Below are 20,098 nucleotides of genomic sequence, written 5' to 3'. Positions count from 1 at the left end.
CCGGGGCGTGCCGCCGCAGCCGCTGTCCTTACTCCGCCGCAATGCCGCGCCGGGTTTCATGGGGCGCATGAGAGTTCTGGTAGCCGAGGACCATCGGGTTCTCGCCCGTACGATCGCCACGGGTCTGCGTCGGCAGGCGATGGCCGTCGATCTCGCCGTCTCCGGTGACGAGGCCGAGCGGATGTGTCTGCTCACCGACTACGACGTGCTGGTCCTCGACCGCGACCTGCCGGTCATGACGGGCGACGAGGTGTGCCGACGGCTGCGCGAACTCACCGACCCGCCAAGGATCCTGATGCTCACCGCGGCCGGCGAGCTCACGGACAAGGTCTACGGGCTCACGACGCTCGGCGCCGACGACTACCTGGCCAAGCCCTTCGACTTCGCCGAGTTGGTCGCCCGGATCCGGACGCTCGGCCGCCGAGTGCCCAAGTCGCCACCGGCCGCGCTGCGGCACGAGGGCATCACCCTGGACCGGGCGCGGCACGAGGTGTCCGTGGAGGGTCGGCCGCTGGAACTGACACCCAAGGAGTTCGCGGTCCTGCGGCTGCTGATGGAGGCCCAGGGGGTGGCGGTGCCGCACGACGAACTCGTACGCACTCTCTGGGACGAGAACCTCGATCCGCGCACCAGCGTGGTACGGGCCGTCGTCAGCCGGCTGCGCCGCAAACTCGGCGACCCCGGCCTCATCACCGCCGACAAGGGGCAGGGATACCGGTTGTGCGACTGAACCCGCGGGCGCTGCTGCGAGGCATGCCGTTCCGCGCCCGGCTGACCGCGGCCTTCTCCGTGCTCTTCCTGCTCGCGGGCGCGGCGCTGCTGGCCTTCGTCGTGGTGCTCGCGCGCTATGGAACGGCCCAGCAGGTCAAGGGAATCGAGATCTGGAAGGGCGAAGTGCCGAGCGGTGGCGGGTTCGCCACAGTGGGCGCGCAACCCACGGATCCCCAGGGGACCGTTCCGCCGCTGGTCAGGCCTCGCGACGACTTCGCCATGATCCGGCAGATGGACCAGACCGTACAGGCCGTGCAGGACACCGCCCTGCGGCAGATGGTCCTCTGGTCGGCCGTCGGGCTGCTCGTCATGGCAGTGCTGGCCGGACTGCTCGGCCGGTGGCTGGCCGGGCGGGCGCTCGGGCCGGTCGCCGCGATGACGGAGGCCACCCGTCGGATCAGTGAGCAGAACCTGCATCAGCGGCTGGCGCTCACCGGTCCCGACGACGAACTCCACCGCCTGGCCGACACGTTCGACACCATGCTCGACCGGCTGGAGAAGTCGTTCGAGAGCCAGCGGCGCTTCGTCGCCAACGCCTCCCACGAACTCAGGACTCCCCTCGCGGTCCAGCGCACCAGCCTGGAGGTCGGCCTCGCCGATCCCCTCCCCGAGGGTCTCGCCGACGTACGCGAGGACCTGCTCACCGCCAACCGTGAGGCCGAGCGGCTGATCAACGCGCTGCTGCTGCTCGCCCGCAGCGATCGCGGCCTGGATGAGACCGAGACCGTGGACCTGTCGGCCGCGGCCCGGCTGGTGGTGGCCGAGCTCGCCCCGCAGGCCAAGAGCGAGCAGGTGGACGTAGAGGTGTCGGCAGACCGGCAGTTGACCGTCCTTGGTGATCCGGTGCTGCTGCGTCACCTGCTGACCAACCTCGTCCGCAACGCCATTCAGTACAACCACCCCGGCGGCCGGGTCCGAGTACTGATCGACGGCCGCACGCTGACCGTGGCCAACACCGGGCCTCCGGTGCCCGCCCACCGGGTACCGGACCTCTTCGAGCCGTTCCGCCGCCTCGCCCAGGACCGCATCGGAACCATGGGCCACGGGCTGGGCCTCGCCATCGTCCGCTCCATCGCCGAGGCCCATGGAACCGAGGCAACGGCCGAGCCCGGCCCGTCGGGCGGCCTCGTCGTCACCGTCCGTTTCCCGTGATCCGTGAGTCTTGGCCGGCGCTTCTCAGCTCCGGCGCCCGGTGATCCGTACGCCTCCTATCCCCCTCTCCGACGAGGCCCGATACCGCGTCAGGTCCGCGGTGTGGGGCCGGAGCCGCCCGGCGAGCGGGGGTGAGCCGTTCGCCGGGCGGTCCGGGTCAGGCGCAGCCGGCGGGAGTCGGCCGCGACACGTCGTTGATCAGTGCCTCGTGGGCCGCCTTGACCCGTGGCACATCGGGCTTGACGACCTTGCGGTCGTATGTGATCAGCCCGTTGAGCTCACCCTCGACGTCCGCGATCTGGGTGTAGACCGCGCCGTTGCCGCCCTTGCAGGCCAGGGCGTGCACCTCGGCGAGCTTGGTGAGGTAGTCGTCGGTGTACGTGGCCGGGTCGACGTCGACGTAGGACTGCTGCACCGACCAGGCGTGTCCGGGTACGGCGAGGCCGAGGCCGCCGTACTCGCCCATGACCGTGGCCCGTTTGCCGTCCGGGCGTGGTGGCAGCGCGGGGCTCGGGTAGCCGTGCTCGTCCATGATGTCGCCGGTGCCGCCGTCGGCGCCGAGGTTGAGGCCCGACTGGTTGTTGACCAGGCGGGTCGGGTCCCAGGCCTTGGCCTGTGTGGCGATACGGCCCACGTCGTACTGGCCCCACCCTTCGTTGAAGGTGACCCACATGACGATGGACGGGCTGCTGATGTGCTCGTCGATCATCTGCTTCATCTCTAGTTCGTACTCGGCGCGGGCCGCGGTGGACGGGTTCACGCCTGCCGTCATGGCCGGCATGTCCTGCCACACCAGCAGGCCGAGCCGGTCGGCCCAGTAGAACCAGCGGTCGGGTTCGACCTTGATGTGCTTGCGGACCGAGTTGAAGCCCATCGCCTTGTGCATCTTCAGGTCATAGGCCAGGGCCTTGTCGCTGGGAGCGGTGTGCAGGCCGTCCGGCCAGAACCCCTGGTCGAGGGTGGCCATCATGAAGACCGGTTTGCCGTTGAGGACGGTTCGGGGAGTTCCGTTCACGTTCTCCACGGTGATGGACCGCAGGCCGAAGTAGCTGTTGACGCGGTCGGAGCCGACGCTGACCTTCAGGTCGTACAGGAAGGGGTCGTCGGGCGACCACAGCCGGGGATTCTTGATCTTCAGGGTGAGCGGGCTCCCGGTGCGTCCGGTGACGGTGGCGACCTTCCGCTTGCCGTCGTACGCGGTCGCGGTGACGGCGAGTCCGGGGCGTACGCCCTGAGGCTCGACGGTGAGGGTGCCCGCACCGGCGTCCGGGGTGAGCTTCAGCGAGTCGACGTGGTCGGTGGCGACGGGCTCCATCCACACGGTCTGCCAGATACCGGAGGACGGGGTGTACCAGATGCCGCTGGGGTCGAGGCGCTGCTTGCCGATGGGCGGGTTCTCGCCGCTCGCGGCGTCGGTCGGGTCGTAGACGCCGACGATCAGCTCCTGGGTGCGGCCGGGCTTGAGGGCATCGGTGACGTCGGCGCTGAACTTGTCGTAGCCACCCTTGTGTTCGGCGACCTTGGTGCCGTTGACGTAGACCTCGGAGCGCCAGTCGACCGCGCCGAAGTTGAGCTGCAGGCGCTTGGCGGAGCCGATCCTCCAGTCGGACGGGACGGTGAAGGTGCGCCGGTACCACATCCGGTCCTCGTGCCGCTCGATGCCCGACAGCTGGGACTCGACGGGGTACGGGACGAGGATCTTCTCGGCGAGTTTCCGGCCCACCGGGGGCTGTTCGCCCGCCTTCGCCGCGGCGAACTGCCAACTGCCGTTGAGGTTCTTCCAGTCGCTGCGGGTGAGCTGCGGCCTCGGGTACTCGCGGTGGGCGTTGGCCGGAGTGACCTTCTCGCCCCACGGGGTGCTCAGCTGGTAGGTGGATTTGTTGGAGCCGCTGCTCCAGAAGGCCTTGACAACGTTGCCGTCCTTGCCGGAGAGGCCCCCCGATCCGTCGTAGCGCACATCGGCGGCGCCGCGCGCGGTGCCGGTCTTGTTGCCGACCACGGGTTCCTTGAGCGCGACCAGCAGCGATCTCGGGTTGGCCGGATCCAGTCGCGTCCGGCCGAGCGGCCAGGTGGCTCCGCCGATCACCGCGTCCAGGTGCTCGGTGAGACCGGCCGGGGCTGCCGCGAGTGCCTGAACGAAGTCGAGCCGCAGGGTGCGGCCGTCCTTGAGGACCGTGGCGGCGATGGCCCCGTTGTAGTCGTAGCCCTCGGGCAGCAGGAAGGCCGACTGCGGGATGGCGGTCTTGGTGCCGCCGGGCGGCGTCCAGCGCACGTGGAGGTTGGATCCTCCGTAGTGCTCGAAGTACTCGATCTTGATGTCGTAGGCCTTGCCGGCGGTCAACTCCACCGGTTGGCCGGTCTGTTCGCGGTCCCAGTCGTCGACCCAGTGGTCGATGACGGGTTTCCCGTCCACCCAGAGGCGGAAGCCGTTGTCGCCGATGATCGAGAAGGTGGTGGGGCCGGTTTTCTCCGGCACGATCCGGCCGGTCCAGCGGACGGAGACGTCGTCCGACCGTCCGGTCGCCGAACGCAGACGAGGTTCCAGGTTGTCGAAGTCGAGTTGCGGGTCGAATCCGGTGGCTTTGAGTTCGTGGAAGTCGAAGGCGCCGGGGGCGGACTGGGTGTAGTACTCACCCTTGAGGCCGTGGATCTCGGGATCCTCCGCGGCCGTCGCGGCAGGTGCTGCGGCCAGTCCCGCGGCACCCAGCACTGCTGCGACGAGCAGGGCGAGGCTGTGTGTGAACGGTCTGATGCGCACGAATCCTCCTTGGTTGAGGAAGGGTGGCGGCTCGGTGCTTCAGTCTGTACAACGTTGGAAGCAGAGGCAGTTGGCATGAGAGCACGGGCTCTCGGCCGCTGTCCAGGTCCATGACAAAGCTCCGGTCGCGGAGCTCCTGTCGATGCCGAGGAGATTCCTTGCGGGTCAGCCTGAAGGACGTGGCCGAGCGGGCCGGCGTCTCGATCAAGACCGTTTCCAACGTCGTGAACAACTATCCGCACGTCACACCGGCGATGCGCGCCAAGGTGCAGGAGGCGATCGACGAGCTCGGCTACCGGCCGAACCTCACCGCGCGCCATCTGCGCAAGGGCCGTACGGGGATCATCGCGCTCGCCGTTCCCGAGCTCGGAAATCCCTACTTCGCCGAGCTCGCCGGCGCGGTGATCGACGCGGCGGCCCAGCACGAGTTCACGGTTCTGCTCGACCACACGCGCGGCGACCGTGAGCAGGAGCTGCTGGTCAGCCAGGGTTTCCGGGCCCGGGTGATCGACGGGCTGATCCTGAGCCCGCTGGAACTGGAGGCCGAGGACCTGCACGGCCGGGCCGACGACGTCCCGCTGGTGCTGCTCGGCGAGCGCGAGTACGACCTGCCCTTCGACCACATCGCGATCGACAACGTGGCTGCCTCGCGAGAGGCGGTGCGTCATCTGATCGGCCGCGGCCGGACCCGGATCGCCTATCTCGGCGCGCGCACCGACTCAGCGAACCGCCCGGCCCATCTGCGACTCGACGGCTGGCGGGCGGAGTTGACGGCGGCGGGCCTGCCGACCACGGACGACATGGTCGTGCCCGTCGACGGCTGGGACCGGGACGACGGGGCCCGGGCCATGGCCCGGTTGCTGGACTCGGGTATTCGGCCCGACGCCGTCTTCGCCTACAACGACCTCATCGCGATCGGCGCCATGCGAGTGCTGCACGAGCGCGGGCTCAGGGTGCCGTGGGACGTCGCCGTGGTGGGTTTCGACGACATCGCCGAGAGCCGTTTCGGAGCCGTCTCGCTCACCACGATCGCGCCGGACAAGCAGGCCATCGCCCGCCTCGCGATGGGCTCACTGCTGCGCAGTCTGTCGGGCCGTCAGGATCCCGGAGGACGTGAACTGACCGCGGAATACCGGCTGGTGGAGCGCGAGAGCACCCTCGGGCGACGCTGACCACGGTCCGGACCAATTGGCCGAGATTTCGGACGGAAGGGTTTACAGCCTCCTTCCAACGATGTAAAAAACTCCCCTGAACGACGTGCACGCCATGTTGACCGCAAGTGCCGAAACTCCCCGGGAGCGCTCTCAGCGCCGGGGCCGCGCCGTTTGGGGACTCCCATGAAGCCCACCGCTCTTCTTCGTCGTACCTCCGCTCGAACCCTCCTCGCCACCGGCCTCCTCACAAGCCTCGTTCTCACCACCGGATGCACCAAGTCCGAGGACTCCTCCGACAGCGACAAGTCCGCACCCCAGCAGGGTGACGCCGGCCAGCAGGTCGCCTCGCCCAGCACCGGATCCGGGCCCACCTGCACCATCGACGCGTACGGGGGCGAGAAGCTCGACCTCAAGAGCGCCACCGTCGGTTTCTCCCAGTCCGAGAAGGCCGCCAACCCCTTCCGCATCGCGGAGACCGCCTCCATCAGGGCGGAGGCGAAGAAGCGGGGCGTCAATCTCCTCACCGCCAACGCCCAGTCGCAGTTCTCCAAGCAGATCAGCGACGTCCAGGACCTCATCGCCAAGGGCGCCGACGTGCTCGTCATCGCGCCGCTCAACTCTGACGGCTGGGAACCCGTGCTGCGCACGGCGGCGGCCAAGCACATCCCGATCGTCACGGTGGACCGCAAGATCAACGCCACCGCCTGCAAGGACTATGTGAGCTTCATCGGCTCCGACTTCGTGGAGCAGGGCAAGCGGGCCGCCGACGAGATGATCGAGGCGACCGGAGGCAAGGGCGACATCGCCATCCTGCTCGGTTCGGCGGGCAACAACGTCACGACGGAACGCACCAAGGGCTTCGTCGACCGGATCAAGGACAAGGCCCCCGGCCTGAAGGTGGTGTTCCAGCAGACCGGCGAATTCGCCCGCGAGAAGGGCCAGTCGGTCACCGAGAACCTCATCCAGTCCAAGCCCGGGATCAAGGGCATCTACGCCGAGAACGACGAGATGGGCCTCGGCGCCGTCAACGCCCTCAAGGGCGCCGGCAAGAAGCCGGGCGCCGTGAAGATCGTGACCATCGACGGCACGCGCAACGCCGTGCAGGCCATCGTGGACGGCTGGATCCACGGCGTCATCGAGTCCAATCCGCGCTTCGGGCCGCTCGCCTTCCAGACCCTCGACACCTTCACCAAGGGCTCCGAAGTGGCTCAGGACATCGTTATCAAGGACAGCGCCTACACCGAGTCCAACGCCAAGTCGGACCTCACCAAGGCGTACTGAGATGCTCGCTGTCACCGGCGTGTCCAAGGTCTTCCCCGGCGTGAAGGCGCTGTCCGACGTGGACTTCACCGCCCACGCCGGGGAGGTCCACGCCCTCGTCGGCGAGAACGGCGCGGGCAAGTCGACCCTGATCAAGGTACTCACCGGCGTCTACCGGCCGGACGCGGGCGAGATCGTCCACGACGGCACGCCGGTCCGCTTCACCACACCCCTGCAGGCCCAGCAGGCGGGCATCTCGACCATCTACCAGGAGGTCAACCTCGTTCCGCTGATGAGCGTGGCCCGCAACCTCCTCCTCGGCCGCGAGCCCCGCGGCCGGCTCGGCCTGATCGACTTCCGGCGCATGCACCGGGAGGCGGACGAGGCGCTGCGCGGCCTGGGCATCCGCGTCGACGTGCGCCGCCCGCTGCGCGAACTCGGCGTCGGCGCCCAGCAGATGGTGGCGCTCGCCCGTGCCGTCGCCATCGACGCACGTGTGGTGATCATGGACGAGCCCACCTCCTCGCTCGAACCGCGTGAGGTGCGCACCCTGTTCGACGTGATCCGCATGCTGCGCGAGCGCGGTATCGCCGTGGTCTACGTCAGCCACCGCATGGACGAGCTGTACGAGATCTGCGACTCGGTCACCGTACTGCGTGACGGCCGCGTGGTGCACACCGGCCGCCTCGCCGACCTCGACCGGCTGCGTCTGGTCTCGCTCATGCTGGACCGGGAGATCGGTGAGGTCCGCAGCGAGGGCCTGACCAAGTTCACCGGATCCCACCACGCGTCGGCCGAACCCATGCTGCGCGCCGAGGGGTTGACGGTCCGTCACCAGTTGCGGAACGTGTCGCTGTCCATCCGTCCGGGCGAGGTGGTGGGCCTGGGCGGGCTGCTCGGCTCGGGCCGCAGCGAGACGGCCAGGGCCGTCGCCGGGGCACTGCCCACGGACTCGGGCCGGGTCTCGGTCGGCGGCGCCGCCGTGCGCACCGGTTCGACACCGGCCGCGATCCGCGCCGGCATCAGCCTGCTGCCGGAGGACCGCAAGGCCGAGGGGATCGTCCCCGGTCTTTCGGTACGGGAGAACATCGCGCTCGCCGCCCTGCCCTCGCTCTCACGGTTCGGCCTGGTGGACGACGCCCGTATCGACCGGATCGTCGACACCTTCGTGAAGCGGCTGCGCATCAAGTCATCCGGCCCGCACCAGAAGGTGGGCGAACTCTCCGGCGGCAACCAGCAGAAGGTGCTGCTGGCCCGCTGGCTCGCCCTGCACCCGAAGGTACTGCTGCTGGACGAGCCGACCCGCGGGATCGACGTCGGCGCCAAGGCGGAGGTACAGGCACTCATCGACGAACTCGCCGACGACGGACTCGCCGTGCTGCTGATCTCCTCCGACACCGAGGAGCTGATCGAGGGCAGCGACCGGATCCTCGTACTCAAGGACGGAGCGGTGGTGGACGAGTTGACCGGCGACGCCGTCACCGAGGACGCGTTGATGCGGGCCATCGCGGCCGAACCCGCCGGGAGCCACCATGACTGAACTCGCGCTCGCGCAGGGCCGGGTGGGCCGCGACCGGCTGCTGCGCCTGCTCCAGGAGTACGGCGTCTACGCGGGCGTCGCCGCACTCCTGCTCTTCAACTTCGCCTTCACCGATCACTTCGTCTCCGCGGAGAACTTCCGCACCCAGGCCGTCCAGGTCGCACCCGTGCTCATCGTCGCGCTGGGCATGGCGCTGGCGATCGGCACCGAGGGCGTCGACCTGTCGGTGGGTTCCGTGATGGCCCTGTCCACTTCCCTGCTGTCCCTCTATCTCGGCTACGGGCCGTGGGCCGCCGTGCTCGTGGCGGTGGCGGGCGGCACTCTGATCGGGCTCGCGAACGGAACGCTGGTCGCCCACCTGGGAGTTCAGCCGATCGTCGCCACGCTCGCCCTCATGGTCGCCTGTCGCGGCCTGGCCCTGGTTCTGCTCCCCCAGCTCAAGGACGTACGCGATCCGGGCATGACGGCGCTCGGCTCCGGCGACGTGCTGGGCGTGCCGTATCTCGTCCTCATCGCCGTCGGCCTCGCCCTGTTGGTGGCCTTCGTGGTGCGTCGCACGACCTTCGGGCGGCAGTTGCTCGCCATCGGCGACAGCCGGCCGGCGGCCCGCCTCGCCGGTCTGCCAGTCCGCCGGGTCCTCATCGTGGTGTACGCCTGCTCCGGCGCCCTGGCCGCGGTGGCGGGCGTCCTCGCCACCGCCCGGCTGACGGCCAGTGACCCGACCTCGCTGGGCACTCTGATGGAACTGTCGGCGATCACCGCCGTGGTCGTCGGCGGCACGCCCCTGTCCGGCGGCCGGGTCCGGATCGGCGGCACGGTCGCCGGTGCCGTCCTCATCCAGTTGCTGACCACCACGCTCGTCAAGCACGACCTGCCGCCGTCGTGGACGCAGATGGCCCAGGCCGTGGTGATCGTCGGTGCCGTCTACGCGGCCCGCGAACGGGGGAAGCGATGACGACCGAGACCACGGAAGCCGACATGCAGCCCGACGCCGTCCGAAAGGTCACCGACGAGGACCCGGGACCGAGCCGCGCCGACCGCTTCAGCGCCCTCGCCCAGCAGCACGGAGCCCTGGTCACCCTCCTGGTGGCCATGGTCGTGGCATCGCTGAGCTTCGACACCTTCCTGACCGGCGACAACCTGGAGAACATGGCGCTGTCCTCGGCCTTCCTCGCAGTGGTCGCGCTCGGCATGACGTTCGTCATCGTCACCGGCGGGATCGACCTGTCGGTCGGCTCGCTCTTCGCCCTCGGCGGAGTGGTGGCGGCCTGGGGCTCGCAGTACGGCTCGGCGGTGGCCCTGCTGCTCCCGCTCGCGGTGTGCGGGCTGATCGGCCTGGTCAACGGGCTGCTCATCGCCCGGTCCGGACTGGCCCCGTTCATCGTCACCCTCGCCGCCATGCTCGGTGCGCGCGGCATCCTGCTGGCGATCACCGACGAGGGCTCACGGACCTACCTCGTGGACAAGGACTCGTTCCTCGCGACGCTCGGCCAGGGCTCGCTGCTCGGGATCGGCGTGCCCGTGTGGATCACGGTGGCGCTGTTCGTACTGGGAGCCGTCGTACTGCGGCACACCAGATTCGGCCAGTACGTGTACGCGGTCGGCGGCAACGAGGACGCGGCAGCCCTGATGGGTGCCCCCGTGGCACGTACGAAGATCGCGGTGTACGCCGTTTCAGGTCTGTGCGCCGGCCTCGCGGGCGCGCTCAATGCCGCCTGGCTGCTGTCCGGCGTGACGATTCTGGGCACGGGCATGGAGCTGGAGGCCATCGCGGCGGTCGTCATCGGCGGCACCCTGCTGTCCGGCGGTTTCGGCTTCGTCAGCGGTTCGCTGGTCGGGGTGCTCCTGCTGAAGGTGATCCAGAACGTCATCAACCAGATCGGCTCCCTCGACTCCGCCTACCAGCAGGTCGTCAGCGGCGCCTTCCTCGCCGTCGTGGTGGTGGCCCAGACCTGGCTCGGCCGGAGACGCCGGGTTCTGTGACCGCGGAACCGCGGCCCACCTCTGCGAATCCGTGACGACGATCTCGACGTGCGGCGCGGGCTGCCTCAGGGCAGCCCGCGCCGACGTGTTCAGCCGTCCCGGGCAGGCCCGCGTTACGTGGTGAAGCGGTGGCTGCCGGAGCCCGCCCGGTACACCACGCAGCCGTCCTCCTCACGCAGGAACGTCGCGCGGGTGTGGGTGACCGCGTCCGGACCGTCCGCGGGGATCCATACCTCGGCGGTCGTGTTGGCGGGCACGGCGCACGTCAGGACGAAGCCGCCGGACCGCTGTTGCCACCGCGTCGAGATCGGACCGTGGACCGAGGTGAACGTGGCGCGTGCGGACGTGACATCACCGCCCGGGCGGGGACGGATGACGATCTCCCGGTAGCCCGGCCGGCCCGCCGAGATGCCGGCGATGTTCGTGTACATCCACTCGCCCACCGAGCCGTAGGCGTAGTGGTTGAAGGAGTTCATGTCCGGTGTCTGGAAGTCGCCGTCGGGCTCGATGGAGTCCCAGCGCTCCCACATCGTGGTGGCGCCCTTGTCGATCTGGTAGCCCCAGCTGGGGAAGGAGCGCTGCTGGAGCAGCCGGTAGGCGACATCGGTGTGCCCGGACTCGGTGAGGACGGGCAGCAGCCGGGGCGTGCCCAGGAAGCCCGTCGACAGGTGCCAGTCCTTGGCCTCGATCAGCGCGACGAGCCGGTCGGCCGCCGCTTTCCGCAGGGCGTCCGGCAGCAGGTTCATCGACAGGGAGAGGACGTACGCCGTCTGCGTGTCGCCCTTCACCTTGCCGTCGGCGGTGACGTAGGCGTCCTGGAACGCCTTGCGGACGCGCTCGAAGAGGTCGCGGTAGGGGGCGGGGTCCTTGTCGAGTTCCTCGGCCGTCCGGGCCGCGAGGTCGGCACTGTGCGCGAAGTACGCGGTGGCGATGACGTCCTTCGGTGTCTCGTCGGAGATGTTGAGCCAGTCTCCGTACCCGCTGGCCGGCCGCAGCAGGCCGGTGCTGTTCTTCTCCAGGTACTTCAACCAGGCCTGGATGGACGGCCAGGCGTCCTCCAGCACCTGCCGGTCGCCGTACGCCCGGTACAGGGACCAGGGGACCGTGACGCCCGCATCGCCCCATCCTGCGACCCCGTTGCCGACCGTCCCGACCATGGGCGCCACATCGGTGAAGGCACCCTCGGCGGTCTGTGCGTCACGCAGGTCCACGAGCCACTTGGTGAGGAAGCGGGCCGATTCCATGGTGTACGCGGCCGTGGGCGCGAAGACGTTGATGTCGCCCGTCCATCCCAGGCGTTCGTCGCGCGCGGGTGTGTCGGTCGGGATGGAGAGGAAGTTGCCGCGCTGCCCCCAAGTGATGTTGCTGTGCAGCTTGTTGAGCATCGGGACGTTCGTCTCGAACTCGAAGGTGAAGGGCGCGGCCGTGTGCATGACGCGGCCGGTCATGGCCTTCGCCGAGGGAGTGCCCGGGAACCCGGTCACCTCCACATAGCGGAACCCGTGGAAGGTGAAGCGCGGCTCGTACGTCTCCTCGCCACGGCCTTTCAGGATGTACGTGTCGGTGGCCGCGGCGGTGCGCAGGTTCGCGGTGTAGAGGGTGCCGTCCGGGTTGAGGACCTCGGCATGTCTCAGCCGCACGGTCGTTCCCGCAGGGCCCGCGACCCGCAGCCGGACCGAGCCGACCATGTTCTGGCCCAGATCGAAGACGAAGACCCCCGGCTTGGGTTCCGTCACCTTCTTGACCGGGAGTTCCCTGGCCACACGGACCGCGCCGTCCACCTGGGCGACGATCAGGTCGGGAGCGGCCTCTCCCGCGGCGCGCGCGGTGAGCCACGCCCGGTCGTCGAAGCCGGGCGAGGTCCAGCCGGCGGTCTCCTTGCGCGCGTCGTACGTCTCGCCGCCCAGCAGGTCGGCGGAGACGATGGGTCCGGAAGCGGCCCGCCATTGAGTGCCCGAGGTGATGCGCTCGCTCGTGCCGTCGGCGTACTCGACCTCCAACTGCGCCAGCAGCGCCGGGCGTTCACCGTACTGGTGGGGCCCGAACATGCCGACATTGCCCGCGTACCAGCCCGGTGCCACGTAGGCGCCGATGGCGTTTGCGCCCTGCCGCACGAGCCCTGTGACGTCGTACGTCTGGTACTGGACGCGTTCGCGGTAGTCGGTCCAGCCGGGGGCGAGCTCGTCGCGGCCCACGCGGCGGCCGTTGAGGTGCGCCTCGTACAGGCCGAGGGCCGTGGCGTACAGACGTGCCCGTGACACCTTCTTGCGCGGCAGCCGGAACTCGTGCCGCAGTTGGTTGGCGGCGTACACGACCGGGACGACCCTGCCCCATGGCCCGGCTCCCCACGCGGCTGCCTTCTTCGCCGCCGGCCAGCCGCTGTCGTCGAAGCCGGCGTCGCGCCAGCCGTCGGCGGGTTCCTTGTCCGTCGACTTCCAGGAGGTGTCGGTGACGATCCTCTGCTCGCCGGCAGGCGTCCGCACGGTCAGGACGGCGACCAGGCCGGCGGGTCCCACGGTCGCGTTGGTCACCGACACCGCGAGGACGTTCCCGCCGGAACGCACCTGGGCGAGTACGTCGACGACGGCCGGTCGACGCCAGCCGTCGTGGTCCGTCTCCAGATCGGTACGGGCCACCTCGGCGCCGTTCACGGAGACGGAGTACACGTTGTCGGCGGTGAGGGCGAGGGTCGCCGCCGTGACTCCGGCCGGGAGGTCGAGGGTGCGACGGAACCAACGGGTCGCCGCCGGCGCACTGTTGGCCGGTTCGCCTTCGGGGAACCAGATCCAGTCGGCGCCTTCGAGCGACGGCGCGTCCGTGAGGGCCGCGGGAGCGGAGATCCAGTCCGCGGACCACTGCGCGGCGCCCATGAGGCCCGTTTCCCACCAGGAGGGCGCGCTCCAGCCGGATGCCCCGCCGTCGCCGTCCCACACACGTACCGACCAGAAGTAGCGTGTCCGCGGCTTGAGTTGAGGGCCCGTGTACGGGACGAGGGACGAATCGCCGGAGACGACCTTCCCACTGTCCCAGACATCCGGGCGCGACAGGCGCGACTCGCTGGAGGCGACGCGGACCTGATAGGCGCTCTGGCGCGCACCCGGCTTCTCCGAGGCCATCGGCCAACTCAGGCGCGGGCGTTGTGCGTCGAGGCCCAGAGGGTGCTGAACGTACTCGACGGTCGGCGCGGTGACGCGCAGGGCGCCGCGTAGCGCGGACGCCTGAGCGGATGCGGACGCCGGCGCGGCGACGGCCGGCCCGGCTCCGGCGGCCACACCTGCCACCGTGGCCGCCGCGCTCGCCAGGATGTTCCTCCTACTTATCACTATGGGCCCCTAACGCAGGATGATGAATCGATTCACGGCGCTGGACGTAGGTGAACGTAGGGGCGCCCGAGACAAGGGTCAATGAGTGTGCAGGGATTTCTTGACGGATAGTCGAATGGGGGTGCGCCTTCGACGGGATCGGTTGCAGCCACGGCACGGCGTGATTGAACGGTTTCAATTCCTGGGGGACAGGCGTCGCATGAGGCCTGGCACGATGATCTCGACACGTACGCGACTCACGCGACGGAACGATCAGGGCCGGGGACGGCCCGCCGAAGGAGTCCAGCTTGAGCGACACGACGACGGGCACCGCGGGCAGGCGGGTCTTCATCGACAAGCAGAGCCCCAAGGCCTATTACGCGCTGGTCCAGGCCTCCGAAGCCGTCCGTGCGACCGCCGCCGACGCGGGTCTTGACCGCATCCTCGTGGAGCTGGTGAACCTCCGCGTGTCCCAGATCAACGGCTGCGCCTTCTGCCTCGATGTGCACACCAAGGCCGCGCTGCGCGCCGGCGAGACCACGCAACGCCTGGGTGTGCTGCCCGCTTGGCGTGACACGGAACTGTTCGCACCACGGGAGCGGGCAGCGCTCGCCCTGGCGGAGGCGGCCACCGACATCGCGAACGCGAACGCCCAGGAGGACGCCTACGCGGACGCCCGCCAGGCCCTGACCGAGGACGAGATATCCGCCGTGATCTGGGTGGCCCTCACCATCAACGCCTTCAACCGCGTCTCGATCATGAGCAAGCATCCGGTGCGCGGGCTCCCTCAGCAGTGACGGGTACGCGCTCGTCGGGGCCGGCGTCGTCCCCGCCGGGCGCGGGCCCGGGGAACCGTCGCAGGCTCGATTCGAGGTCGTCGAGAGCCCGGCGCGCGGCCATGATCCGCTCGCGCAGTTCACGTCCGGCCTCCTCCCCCGTCACGGCGGGCAACGGTCCGGCCGGCCTGCGCGCCTCCTCATCCAGCAGCTCCTGCTCCCGCTCCAGTTCGCGGGCCTCGTCCAGCGAGCTGATGACGACTCCGATGAGGACGTTGACGAGAACGAAGGAGGCGAGCAGGACGTAGGAGGCGGATGCTCCAGCGGGAGATCTCCAGACCGGCGCGGACCGCGTCACCGAGGCCGTCCAACGTCATCAGAAGGAAGAGCGTGAGCAGGCGCGGCCGAGGGAGCCGAAGTGTCCGGGGTCGTTGTCGGCGAAGAAGACCCAGCCCACCATCGCGTAGACGTACAGCAGCAGCGCGCCGATGAGGAGGAAGCTGAAGGTGCCGGGCAGGCTGCGGCCGACGGCGACGAGGAAGACGCGCAGTTGGGGCAGGAACCTGGCCGTGCGCAGGACACGGGCCAGGCGCAGCAGCCGCAGGATGGTGCCGTTCTCCCGGACGACGGGCAGGAACACGGAGACCACGACGGCCAGGTCGAAAAGGTTCCACGGGTCGCGGAAGAAGTCCCGCGGACGGTCGGCGTGCGCACAGACCCGCAGGAGTATCTCTACCGTGAAGGCCACCAGGAAGCTGTGCTCGACGAGCTTGAGCGCCTCGTGCCAGCGGTGGACGACACCTGCGTAGGTCTCGACGCCCAGGACGGCCGCGTTGGCGAGGATCAGCGCGAAGACCAGGATGGCGAACCAGCGGGCCTCGGTGAGGGCGCGGCAGCGTTCGGCCAGGGCCTGGCGCGTGGTTGAGCCCGTGGTTGTGGCATCCGTCATCGCGCTTCCCGGTTCCCTTTCCTCAATGCGTCATCCTCCGCCGATGCGTCATCCGCGTGCCGCTCGTAGAAGTGGATCTTAGAAACCCTGTCGTGCCCGACCGAACCGGGCACAGGATGTCGGGTCCGGCAGGGTGGGTCCTTCCTAACGTTGGTGATCGAAAGGGAAGGGGACCGGGGTGCTGGAGCGGCTCAACCAGGCCATGGAACACATCGAGAGCCACCTCGATCAGCGCATCGAGGTGTCCGAACTGGCGCGGATCGCGGTGACGTCGGAGTACCACTTCCGGCGGCTGTTCTCGGCGCTGGCGGGGATTCCGCTTTCGGAGTACATCCGCCGCAGACGCCTGACGATCGCGGGCGCCGAGGTGCTGGCGGGTGAACGGACACTGCTGGAGATCGCGGTGCGCTACGGCTACACCTCGGGAGAGGCGTTCGCGCGTGCGTTCCGCACGATGCACGGCGTCGGCCCCGGCGAGGCCAGGCGGATCGGTGCGAGCCTGCAGTCCCAGCCCCGGATGTCCTTCCGACTCATCGTCGAAGGGAGCAGCAGCATGCAATACAAGGTCGTGGAGAAGGAGGAATTCCGTGTGGTGGGCAAGAAGGCACGTGTCCCCCTCGTGCATGAGGGGATGAATCCGGCGATCGCCGACTTCATCCGGGGCATCGGGCAGGAGACGATCCAGCGCATCGAGCAACTGTCCGACCAGCAGCCGGAGGGCATCATCTCGGTCAGCGACAATCTGGACGAGAGCCGCGCGGAGGGAACCGAACTCGACTACTACCACGGCGTGGTGACGCACGCCGCCGTGCCAAAGGACATGGACGCGCTCACCGTCCGGGCCGGGACCTGGGCCGTGTTCGAGAACTCCGGGCCGTTCCCGCAGGCGCTCCAGTACCTGTGGCGGGACGTGTTCACCCAGTGGTTCCCGTCCAATCCGTACCAGAGCCGGCCCGGGCCCGAGATCCTGTGGACCCGGCTGTCACAGGACGCCACGCACGCTGAGGCGGAGCTGTGGATCCCGGTGGAGCGGACCGCGGTCTGAGAGCCGGCGTGCGGCCTGGGCCGAGGGGCCGGGCCGCACGCCGGCACGCCGGCTGTTTCCGCAGGCGACGAGTCCGACGCCGTCCGCACGTTCGGGTGGATGACGGACCGGCGGCTCGAAGGGTCTATCGTGTCGGCATGTCCGTCCCTGAACTGATCCGTATCGTCTCCCGCGACTCGCCCATGGCGCTGGCCCAGGTGAAGCGCGTCCAAGGCGAACTCGCCGCGCTCTACCCGCACTTGCGCACCGAAGTGGTGCCCGTGAAGACGACCGGCGACAAGTGGATGGGCGATCTCGCCCAGGTCGAGGGCAAGGGGGCGTTCACCAAGGAGGTCGACGCCGCGCTCCTGGCCGGCGAGGCGGATCTGGCGGTGCACTGCGTCAAGGACGTGCCCGCCGACCGGCCGCTGCCGGCAGGCACCATGTTCGCCGCGTTCCTCAAGCGGGACGACATCCGCGACGCCCTCATCCACCCCGACGGACTCACCCTCGACGAGCTCCCGGACGGAACCCGGATCGGCACCTCCTCGGTGCGCCGCATCGCCCAGTTGGCCGCTTCTCACCCGCATCTTCAGTGCGTGCCGTTCCGCGGGAACGCCAACCGGCGCCTGGCCAAGCTCACGGCCGGCGAGGCGGACGCGCTGCTGCTCGCGGTCTCCGGTCTGGAGCGCATCGACCGCACCGATGTGATCAGCGAGATCCTCTCCCCCGAGACGATGATGCCGCCGATCGGCGCGGGCATCCTCGCGCTGCAGTGCCGCGAGGGCGACACGACGGTCATCGACACCGTCAGCGCGCTCGGCGACCCGGACACCCACCGCGAGGCCACCGCGGAGCGCATGTTCCTCCACGTCCTCCAGGGCCACTGCAACTCCCCGATCGCCGGCTACGCCACGGCTGAGCGAAGCGGCGAACTCTCCCTGCGCGCCTGCGTGTTCACCCCGGACGGCAAGACCCAGCTCAACGCCCACGAGTGGGCCGGACCCCTCGACCCGGCCACCCTCGGCACCTCCGTCGCCGTCGCTCTGCTGCGCCAGGGCGCGCGGGATCTGATCGACGGCATCGCCCACTGACGGTTCGGAGCGGTCAGAGCGATTCGCCGGGCGCCAGATAGCGGTAGCCGCTGTCGGTCGACTCGGCGAGCCAGACATTGACGCTGTTGAGGCCGCGATCGTTGATCTGGGCGTCGTGTATCGGGAACGCCCTCTGCGGTTCGATCGCCTTGACGAAGTCGATCACCTCCGCCGTCTTCATCCACGATCCCTGGGCCGGAACCAGGAGCGTCTCTACCGGCTGCTCAGGGACGTGGAGCGAGTCACCGGGATGGTAGACCGACTCGTCGACGACGTAGCCGAGGTTCGCGCAGTCCGGCTCGCCGTCGTAGATGAACGCGTGACGCCCGCCGACGGCTCGTACGCGGAAGCCGGCGGCGGTGAACTCGGTCCCGGAGGACACCCCGATGGTCTCCAGCCGTGGAATGTCCGCGTCGGCCGGGGCGTACACCGGCACGCCGAGCCCGGCCAGACGAAGAACGTCGATGTGATCGGCGTGCTCGTGCGTCACCAGCACGGCGTCCGCGCCGTCCAGAGACGCAGGCTCGCTCCACGTCCCGGGATCGATGACCAGCACCCGGCCATCCTGTTCGAGCCGCACACATGCATGGGTGTACTTCGTGATCCGCATGGAGTCCCAACGTACGCCGCATGCCTGCCGGTTCCACGATCGCTGGGCAGGCGGGTGCCTGAGGGCTGAAGGTGTGCGAACGGGAGTCGTAAGGCGGGGTGCGCCGTCACGGCGTGGCGTCGGGCCCGCCCGGGTCGTTGGGGTGGGGCTGGAGTGCGGTGACGGAGAAGGTCATCCACGGCCCAAGTGGCAGCGTGCCGAGCACCTTCGCGTGGAGTTCCTCCTCGTCGGAGGCCCGCCAGATGCCGATGCTGCGCACTTCGCCGACCGGGCGCCACAGCCGCGCCAGGTTGCCGGTGGCGGCGAGTTCCCGGGCGCGGACGGCTTCGGCCGCGCGCCGCCGGTCGACCTCGTCCTGGCTGGTTCCCTCGGGGACAGTGGTCGTGATCTCGACCAGGAACTCTCGCATGGTCCTGCTCCGCTCGATGGGGTGTCCGGCGCTCGACGGGGTGTCCGCCGGGCACCGAACGCCGCGATGGTGATCGCGTCCTGTGGTCGTCATCGTCCGCCCGCCACCAGGCCCGACGCCACGATCGGCTTCCTCGCTGCTGGTAGGTACAGCCTCCTACCGGACGTAGAATGGCGGGTGTGGAGTTGCGCCAACTGCGGTACTTCGTGGCGGTGGCCGAGGAGCTGAACTTCGGCCGGGCCGCCGAGCGGCTGCTCATCGCCGGCCCGTCCCTGTCCCAGCAGATCAAGGCGCTCGAGCGCGATCTCGGGGTGCGTCTCTTCGACCGTGACCGCCGGTCGGTGTCGCTCACTCCGGCCGGTTCGGCCCTGCTCCCCCACACCCGCGCGCTGCTGGAACGGGCCGACGATCTCCAGCACCGCGCCCGCCGCCTGTCCGGATCGGACCCGGTACGGCTGGGTTACGTCAACTGGCTGCCGGCAGACGTGACCGCACGCACCTCCGCCGTGGCCCAGCTGCACATCGACGCGTGGATCGCACCCTCCCACACCCAGGCCGCCCGGGTCGCCGACGGCAGCCTGGATCTCGCCGTGTGCTGGGTGCGGTCCGAGGATCTGGAGCGGCACGGTCTGGAGGCCCGGCTCATCGGCGCCGACCGGCTCTACGCCGTCGCGGCCGGCGACGACACCGGCGATGTGGCCGCCGAGGACACCGTCGTCCTCCTCGACGACGACACCACCTCGTGGTCCTCCTGGAACACCTACGCCGAGCAACTGGCGCACGACACCGGCGCCCACGCGGCACGCATCTTCGACGGCGGCATCACAGGCCCGGCCTTCTTCGACCACGTACGCCGCAGCGGCCGCCCGGTCATCAACTCCCCCAAGGGCCAGACCACCCCACTGCCGCCCGACCTCGTCCAACGCCCTGTCGTCGCACCGGAGGTCTATTGGACCTGGTCCCTGGTCCGGCGAGCCGGCGAGGTCCGTACCGCCGTACTCGCCGTCGTCGACGCCCTCTGTGAGGAGGTCGGAGACCTCGGGATCCACGACCCGGGTGCCTGGCTGCCCGACGGCGACCCGCACAAGCTCTGACCGACGCCGACGCCGACGCCGAGACCAGGCGTCGTCCCGAACGTCGTCCCGCCGACCTGCGCTGGGAGCCCAGCCCTACCAACTGGGAGAAAGCCGGTCCTGGCCGTCATCCCTCTGACCTTTGACTTCTCCTCCTGAGGCCGCCTAGTTTCCAAATAGTCGACCGGTTGGCTAGTAGCAAATCGGTCGAGGAATTCGCACCCCACAACCGGAGAAGGTCAC

General features: G+C 69.4%; 15 protein-coding genes and 1 pseudogene. 11 read left to right on the top strand and 5 right to left on the bottom strand.

Annotated features, from left to right (window positions below; all coding sequences use genetic code 11):
* Nucleotides 1-67: 67 nt before the first annotated feature.
* Nucleotides 68-730 carry a response regulator transcription factor gene (locus QF035_RS50635; protein ID WP_307529446.1) on the top strand — a complete coding sequence of 221 codons (663 nt, stop codon included), beginning with the start codon at nt 68-70 and terminating at the stop codon, nt 728-730.
* Nucleotides 721-1,923, top strand: a complete 1,203-nt coding sequence (locus QF035_RS50630) for a sensor histidine kinase (RefSeq protein ID WP_307529444.1) — start codon at nt 721-723, stop codon at nt 1,921-1,923. The genes QF035_RS50635 and QF035_RS50630 overlap by 10 nt, the downstream gene beginning before the upstream one ends.
* A gap of 157 nt (nt 1,924-2,080) precedes the next feature.
* Here QF035_RS50630 and QF035_RS50625 read toward each other — a convergent pair whose 3' ends face one another.
* Nucleotides 2,081-4,681, bottom strand: coding sequence for a PA14 domain-containing protein (locus tag QF035_RS50625; protein WP_307529442.1), 2,601 nt, complete (start codon nt 4,679-4,681; stop codon nt 2,081-2,083).
* A gap of 158 nt (nt 4,682-4,839) precedes the next feature.
* On the opposite strand from QF035_RS50625, the gene QF035_RS50620 reads away from it, so the two are divergent.
* The 5 genes from QF035_RS50620 to QF035_RS50600 all read left to right on the top strand — a co-directional run bounded on the left by QF035_RS50620 (nt 4,840) and on the right by QF035_RS50600 (nt 10,618).
* A complete protein-coding gene (locus QF035_RS50620; protein WP_190231241.1) occupies nt 4,840-5,853 on the top strand; it encodes a LacI family DNA-binding transcriptional regulator in 1,014 nt (337 codons plus the stop codon).
* A 165-nt stretch (nt 5,854-6,018) separates the two neighbouring features.
* Nucleotides 6,019-7,116 carry an ABC transporter substrate-binding protein gene (locus QF035_RS50615; protein WP_307529439.1) on the top strand — a complete coding sequence of 366 codons (1,098 nt, stop codon included), beginning with the start codon at nt 6,019-6,021 and terminating at the stop codon, nt 7,114-7,116.
* A 1-nt stretch (nt 7,117) separates the two neighbouring features.
* Nucleotides 7,118-8,635: a sugar ABC transporter ATP-binding protein gene (locus tag QF035_RS50610; RefSeq protein ID WP_307529437.1), complete on the top strand. Its 1,518-nt coding sequence runs from the start codon at nt 7,118-7,120 to the stop codon at nt 8,633-8,635.
* Nucleotides 8,628-9,590 (top strand): ABC transporter permease, encoded by a 963-nt coding sequence (locus QF035_RS50605; protein ID WP_307529435.1) that lies wholly within the window; start codon nt 8,628-8,630, stop codon nt 9,588-9,590. Before QF035_RS50610 ends, QF035_RS50605 begins: the two co-directional genes overlap by 8 nt.
* Nucleotides 9,587-10,618 carry an ABC transporter permease gene (locus tag QF035_RS50600; protein WP_373466873.1) on the top strand — a complete coding sequence of 344 codons (1,032 nt, stop codon included), beginning with the start codon at nt 9,587-9,589 and terminating at the stop codon, nt 10,616-10,618. Before QF035_RS50605 ends, QF035_RS50600 begins: the two co-directional genes overlap by 4 nt.
* Before the next feature lie 113 nt (nt 10,619-10,731).
* On the opposite strand, the gene QF035_RS50595 is transcribed toward QF035_RS50600, so the two are convergent.
* Nucleotides 10,732-13,941 carry an alpha-L-rhamnosidase gene (locus QF035_RS50595; RefSeq protein ID WP_307529433.1) on the bottom strand — a complete coding sequence of 1,070 codons (3,210 nt, stop codon included), beginning with the start codon at nt 13,939-13,941 and terminating at the stop codon, nt 10,732-10,734.
* A gap of 287 nt (nt 13,942-14,228) precedes the next feature.
* On the opposite strand from QF035_RS50595, the gene QF035_RS50590 reads away from it, so the two are divergent.
* Nucleotides 14,229-14,717, top strand: coding sequence for a carboxymuconolactone decarboxylase family protein (locus QF035_RS50590; protein WP_307529431.1), 489 nt, complete (start codon nt 14,229-14,231; stop codon nt 14,715-14,717).
* Here QF035_RS50590 and QF035_RS50585 read toward each other — a convergent pair.
* Nucleotides 14,677-15,645 (bottom strand): annotated as a pseudogene (locus QF035_RS50585) (ion transporter). The gene QF035_RS50590 and the pseudogene QF035_RS50585 overlap by 41 nt on opposite strands.
* A gap of 178 nt (nt 15,646-15,823) precedes the next feature.
* Here QF035_RS50585 and QF035_RS50580 point away from each other — a divergent pair.
* Nucleotides 15,824-16,690: an AraC family transcriptional regulator gene (locus QF035_RS50580; RefSeq protein WP_307529429.1), complete on the top strand. Its 867-nt coding sequence runs from the start codon at nt 15,824-15,826 to the stop codon at nt 16,688-16,690.
* Nucleotides 16,691-16,827: 137 nt separating this feature from the next.
* Nucleotides 16,828-17,763, top strand: coding sequence for a hydroxymethylbilane synthase (hemC, locus tag QF035_RS50575; RefSeq protein ID WP_307529427.1), 936 nt, complete (start codon nt 16,828-16,830; stop codon nt 17,761-17,763).
* A 13-nt stretch (nt 17,764-17,776) separates the two neighbouring features.
* On the opposite strand, the gene QF035_RS50570 is transcribed toward hemC, so the two are convergent.
* Both QF035_RS50570 and QF035_RS50565 read right to left on the bottom strand, forming a co-directional pair.
* A complete protein-coding gene (locus QF035_RS50570; protein ID WP_307529425.1) occupies nt 17,777-18,373 on the bottom strand; it encodes an MBL fold metallo-hydrolase in 597 nt (198 codons plus the stop codon).
* A 106-nt stretch (nt 18,374-18,479) separates the two neighbouring features.
* On the bottom strand, nt 18,480-18,782 hold the full coding sequence (locus QF035_RS50565; protein ID WP_307529423.1) for a muconolactone Delta-isomerase family protein: 303 nt from the start codon (nt 18,780-18,782) through the stop codon (nt 18,480-18,482).
* Between the two features lie 170 nt (nt 18,783-18,952).
* Here QF035_RS50565 and QF035_RS50560 point away from each other — a divergent pair, with 170 nt between their 5' ends.
* Complete coding sequence (locus QF035_RS50560) at nt 18,953-19,876, top strand: LysR family transcriptional regulator (protein WP_307529422.1); 924 nt, start codon at nt 18,953-18,955, stop codon at nt 19,874-19,876.
* Nucleotides 19,877-20,098 lie beyond the last annotated feature (222 nt).

This window comes from Streptomyces umbrinus, from assembly GCF_030817415.1.
Classification (GTDB): domain Bacteria; phylum Actinomycetota; class Actinomycetes; order Streptomycetales; family Streptomycetaceae; genus Streptomyces; species Streptomyces umbrinus_A.
The sequence above is the reverse complement of the archived record's forward strand: the minus strand, read 5'-3'. Positions and strand labels throughout refer to the sequence as shown.

Excerpts from the sequence above, each read along its gene's own strand:
- QF035_RS50635 (WP_307529446.1), top strand. The coding sequence starts at position 68 with ATGAGAGTTCTGGTAGCCGAGGACCATCGGGTTCTCGCCCGTACGATC.
- QF035_RS50615 (WP_307529439.1), top strand. The coding sequence starts at position 6,019 with ATGAAGCCCACCGCTCTTCTTCGTCGTACCTCCGCTCGAACCCTCCTC.
- QF035_RS50610 (WP_307529437.1), top strand. The coding sequence starts at position 7,118 with ATGCTCGCTGTCACCGGCGTGTCCAAGGTCTTCCCCGGCGTGAAGGCG.
- QF035_RS50605 (WP_307529435.1), top strand. The coding sequence starts at position 8,628 with ATGACTGAACTCGCGCTCGCGCAGGGCCGGGTGGGCCGCGACCGGCTG.
- QF035_RS50600 (WP_373466873.1), top strand. The coding sequence starts at position 9,587 with ATGACGACCGAGACCACGGAAGCCGACATGCAGCCCGACGCCGTCCGA.
- hemC (WP_307529427.1), top strand. The coding sequence starts at position 16,828 with ATGTCCGTCCCTGAACTGATCCGTATCGTCTCCCGCGACTCGCCCATG.
- QF035_RS50570 (WP_307529425.1), bottom strand. The coding sequence starts at position 18,373 with ATGCGGATCACGAAGTACACCCATGCATGTGTGCGGCTCGAACAGGAT.
- QF035_RS50565 (WP_307529423.1), bottom strand. The coding sequence starts at position 18,782 with ATGCGAGAGTTCCTGGTCGAGATCACGACCACTGTCCCCGAGGGAACC.
- QF035_RS50560 (WP_307529422.1), top strand. The coding sequence starts at position 18,953 with ATGGCGGGTGTGGAGTTGCGCCAACTGCGGTACTTCGTGGCGGTGGCC.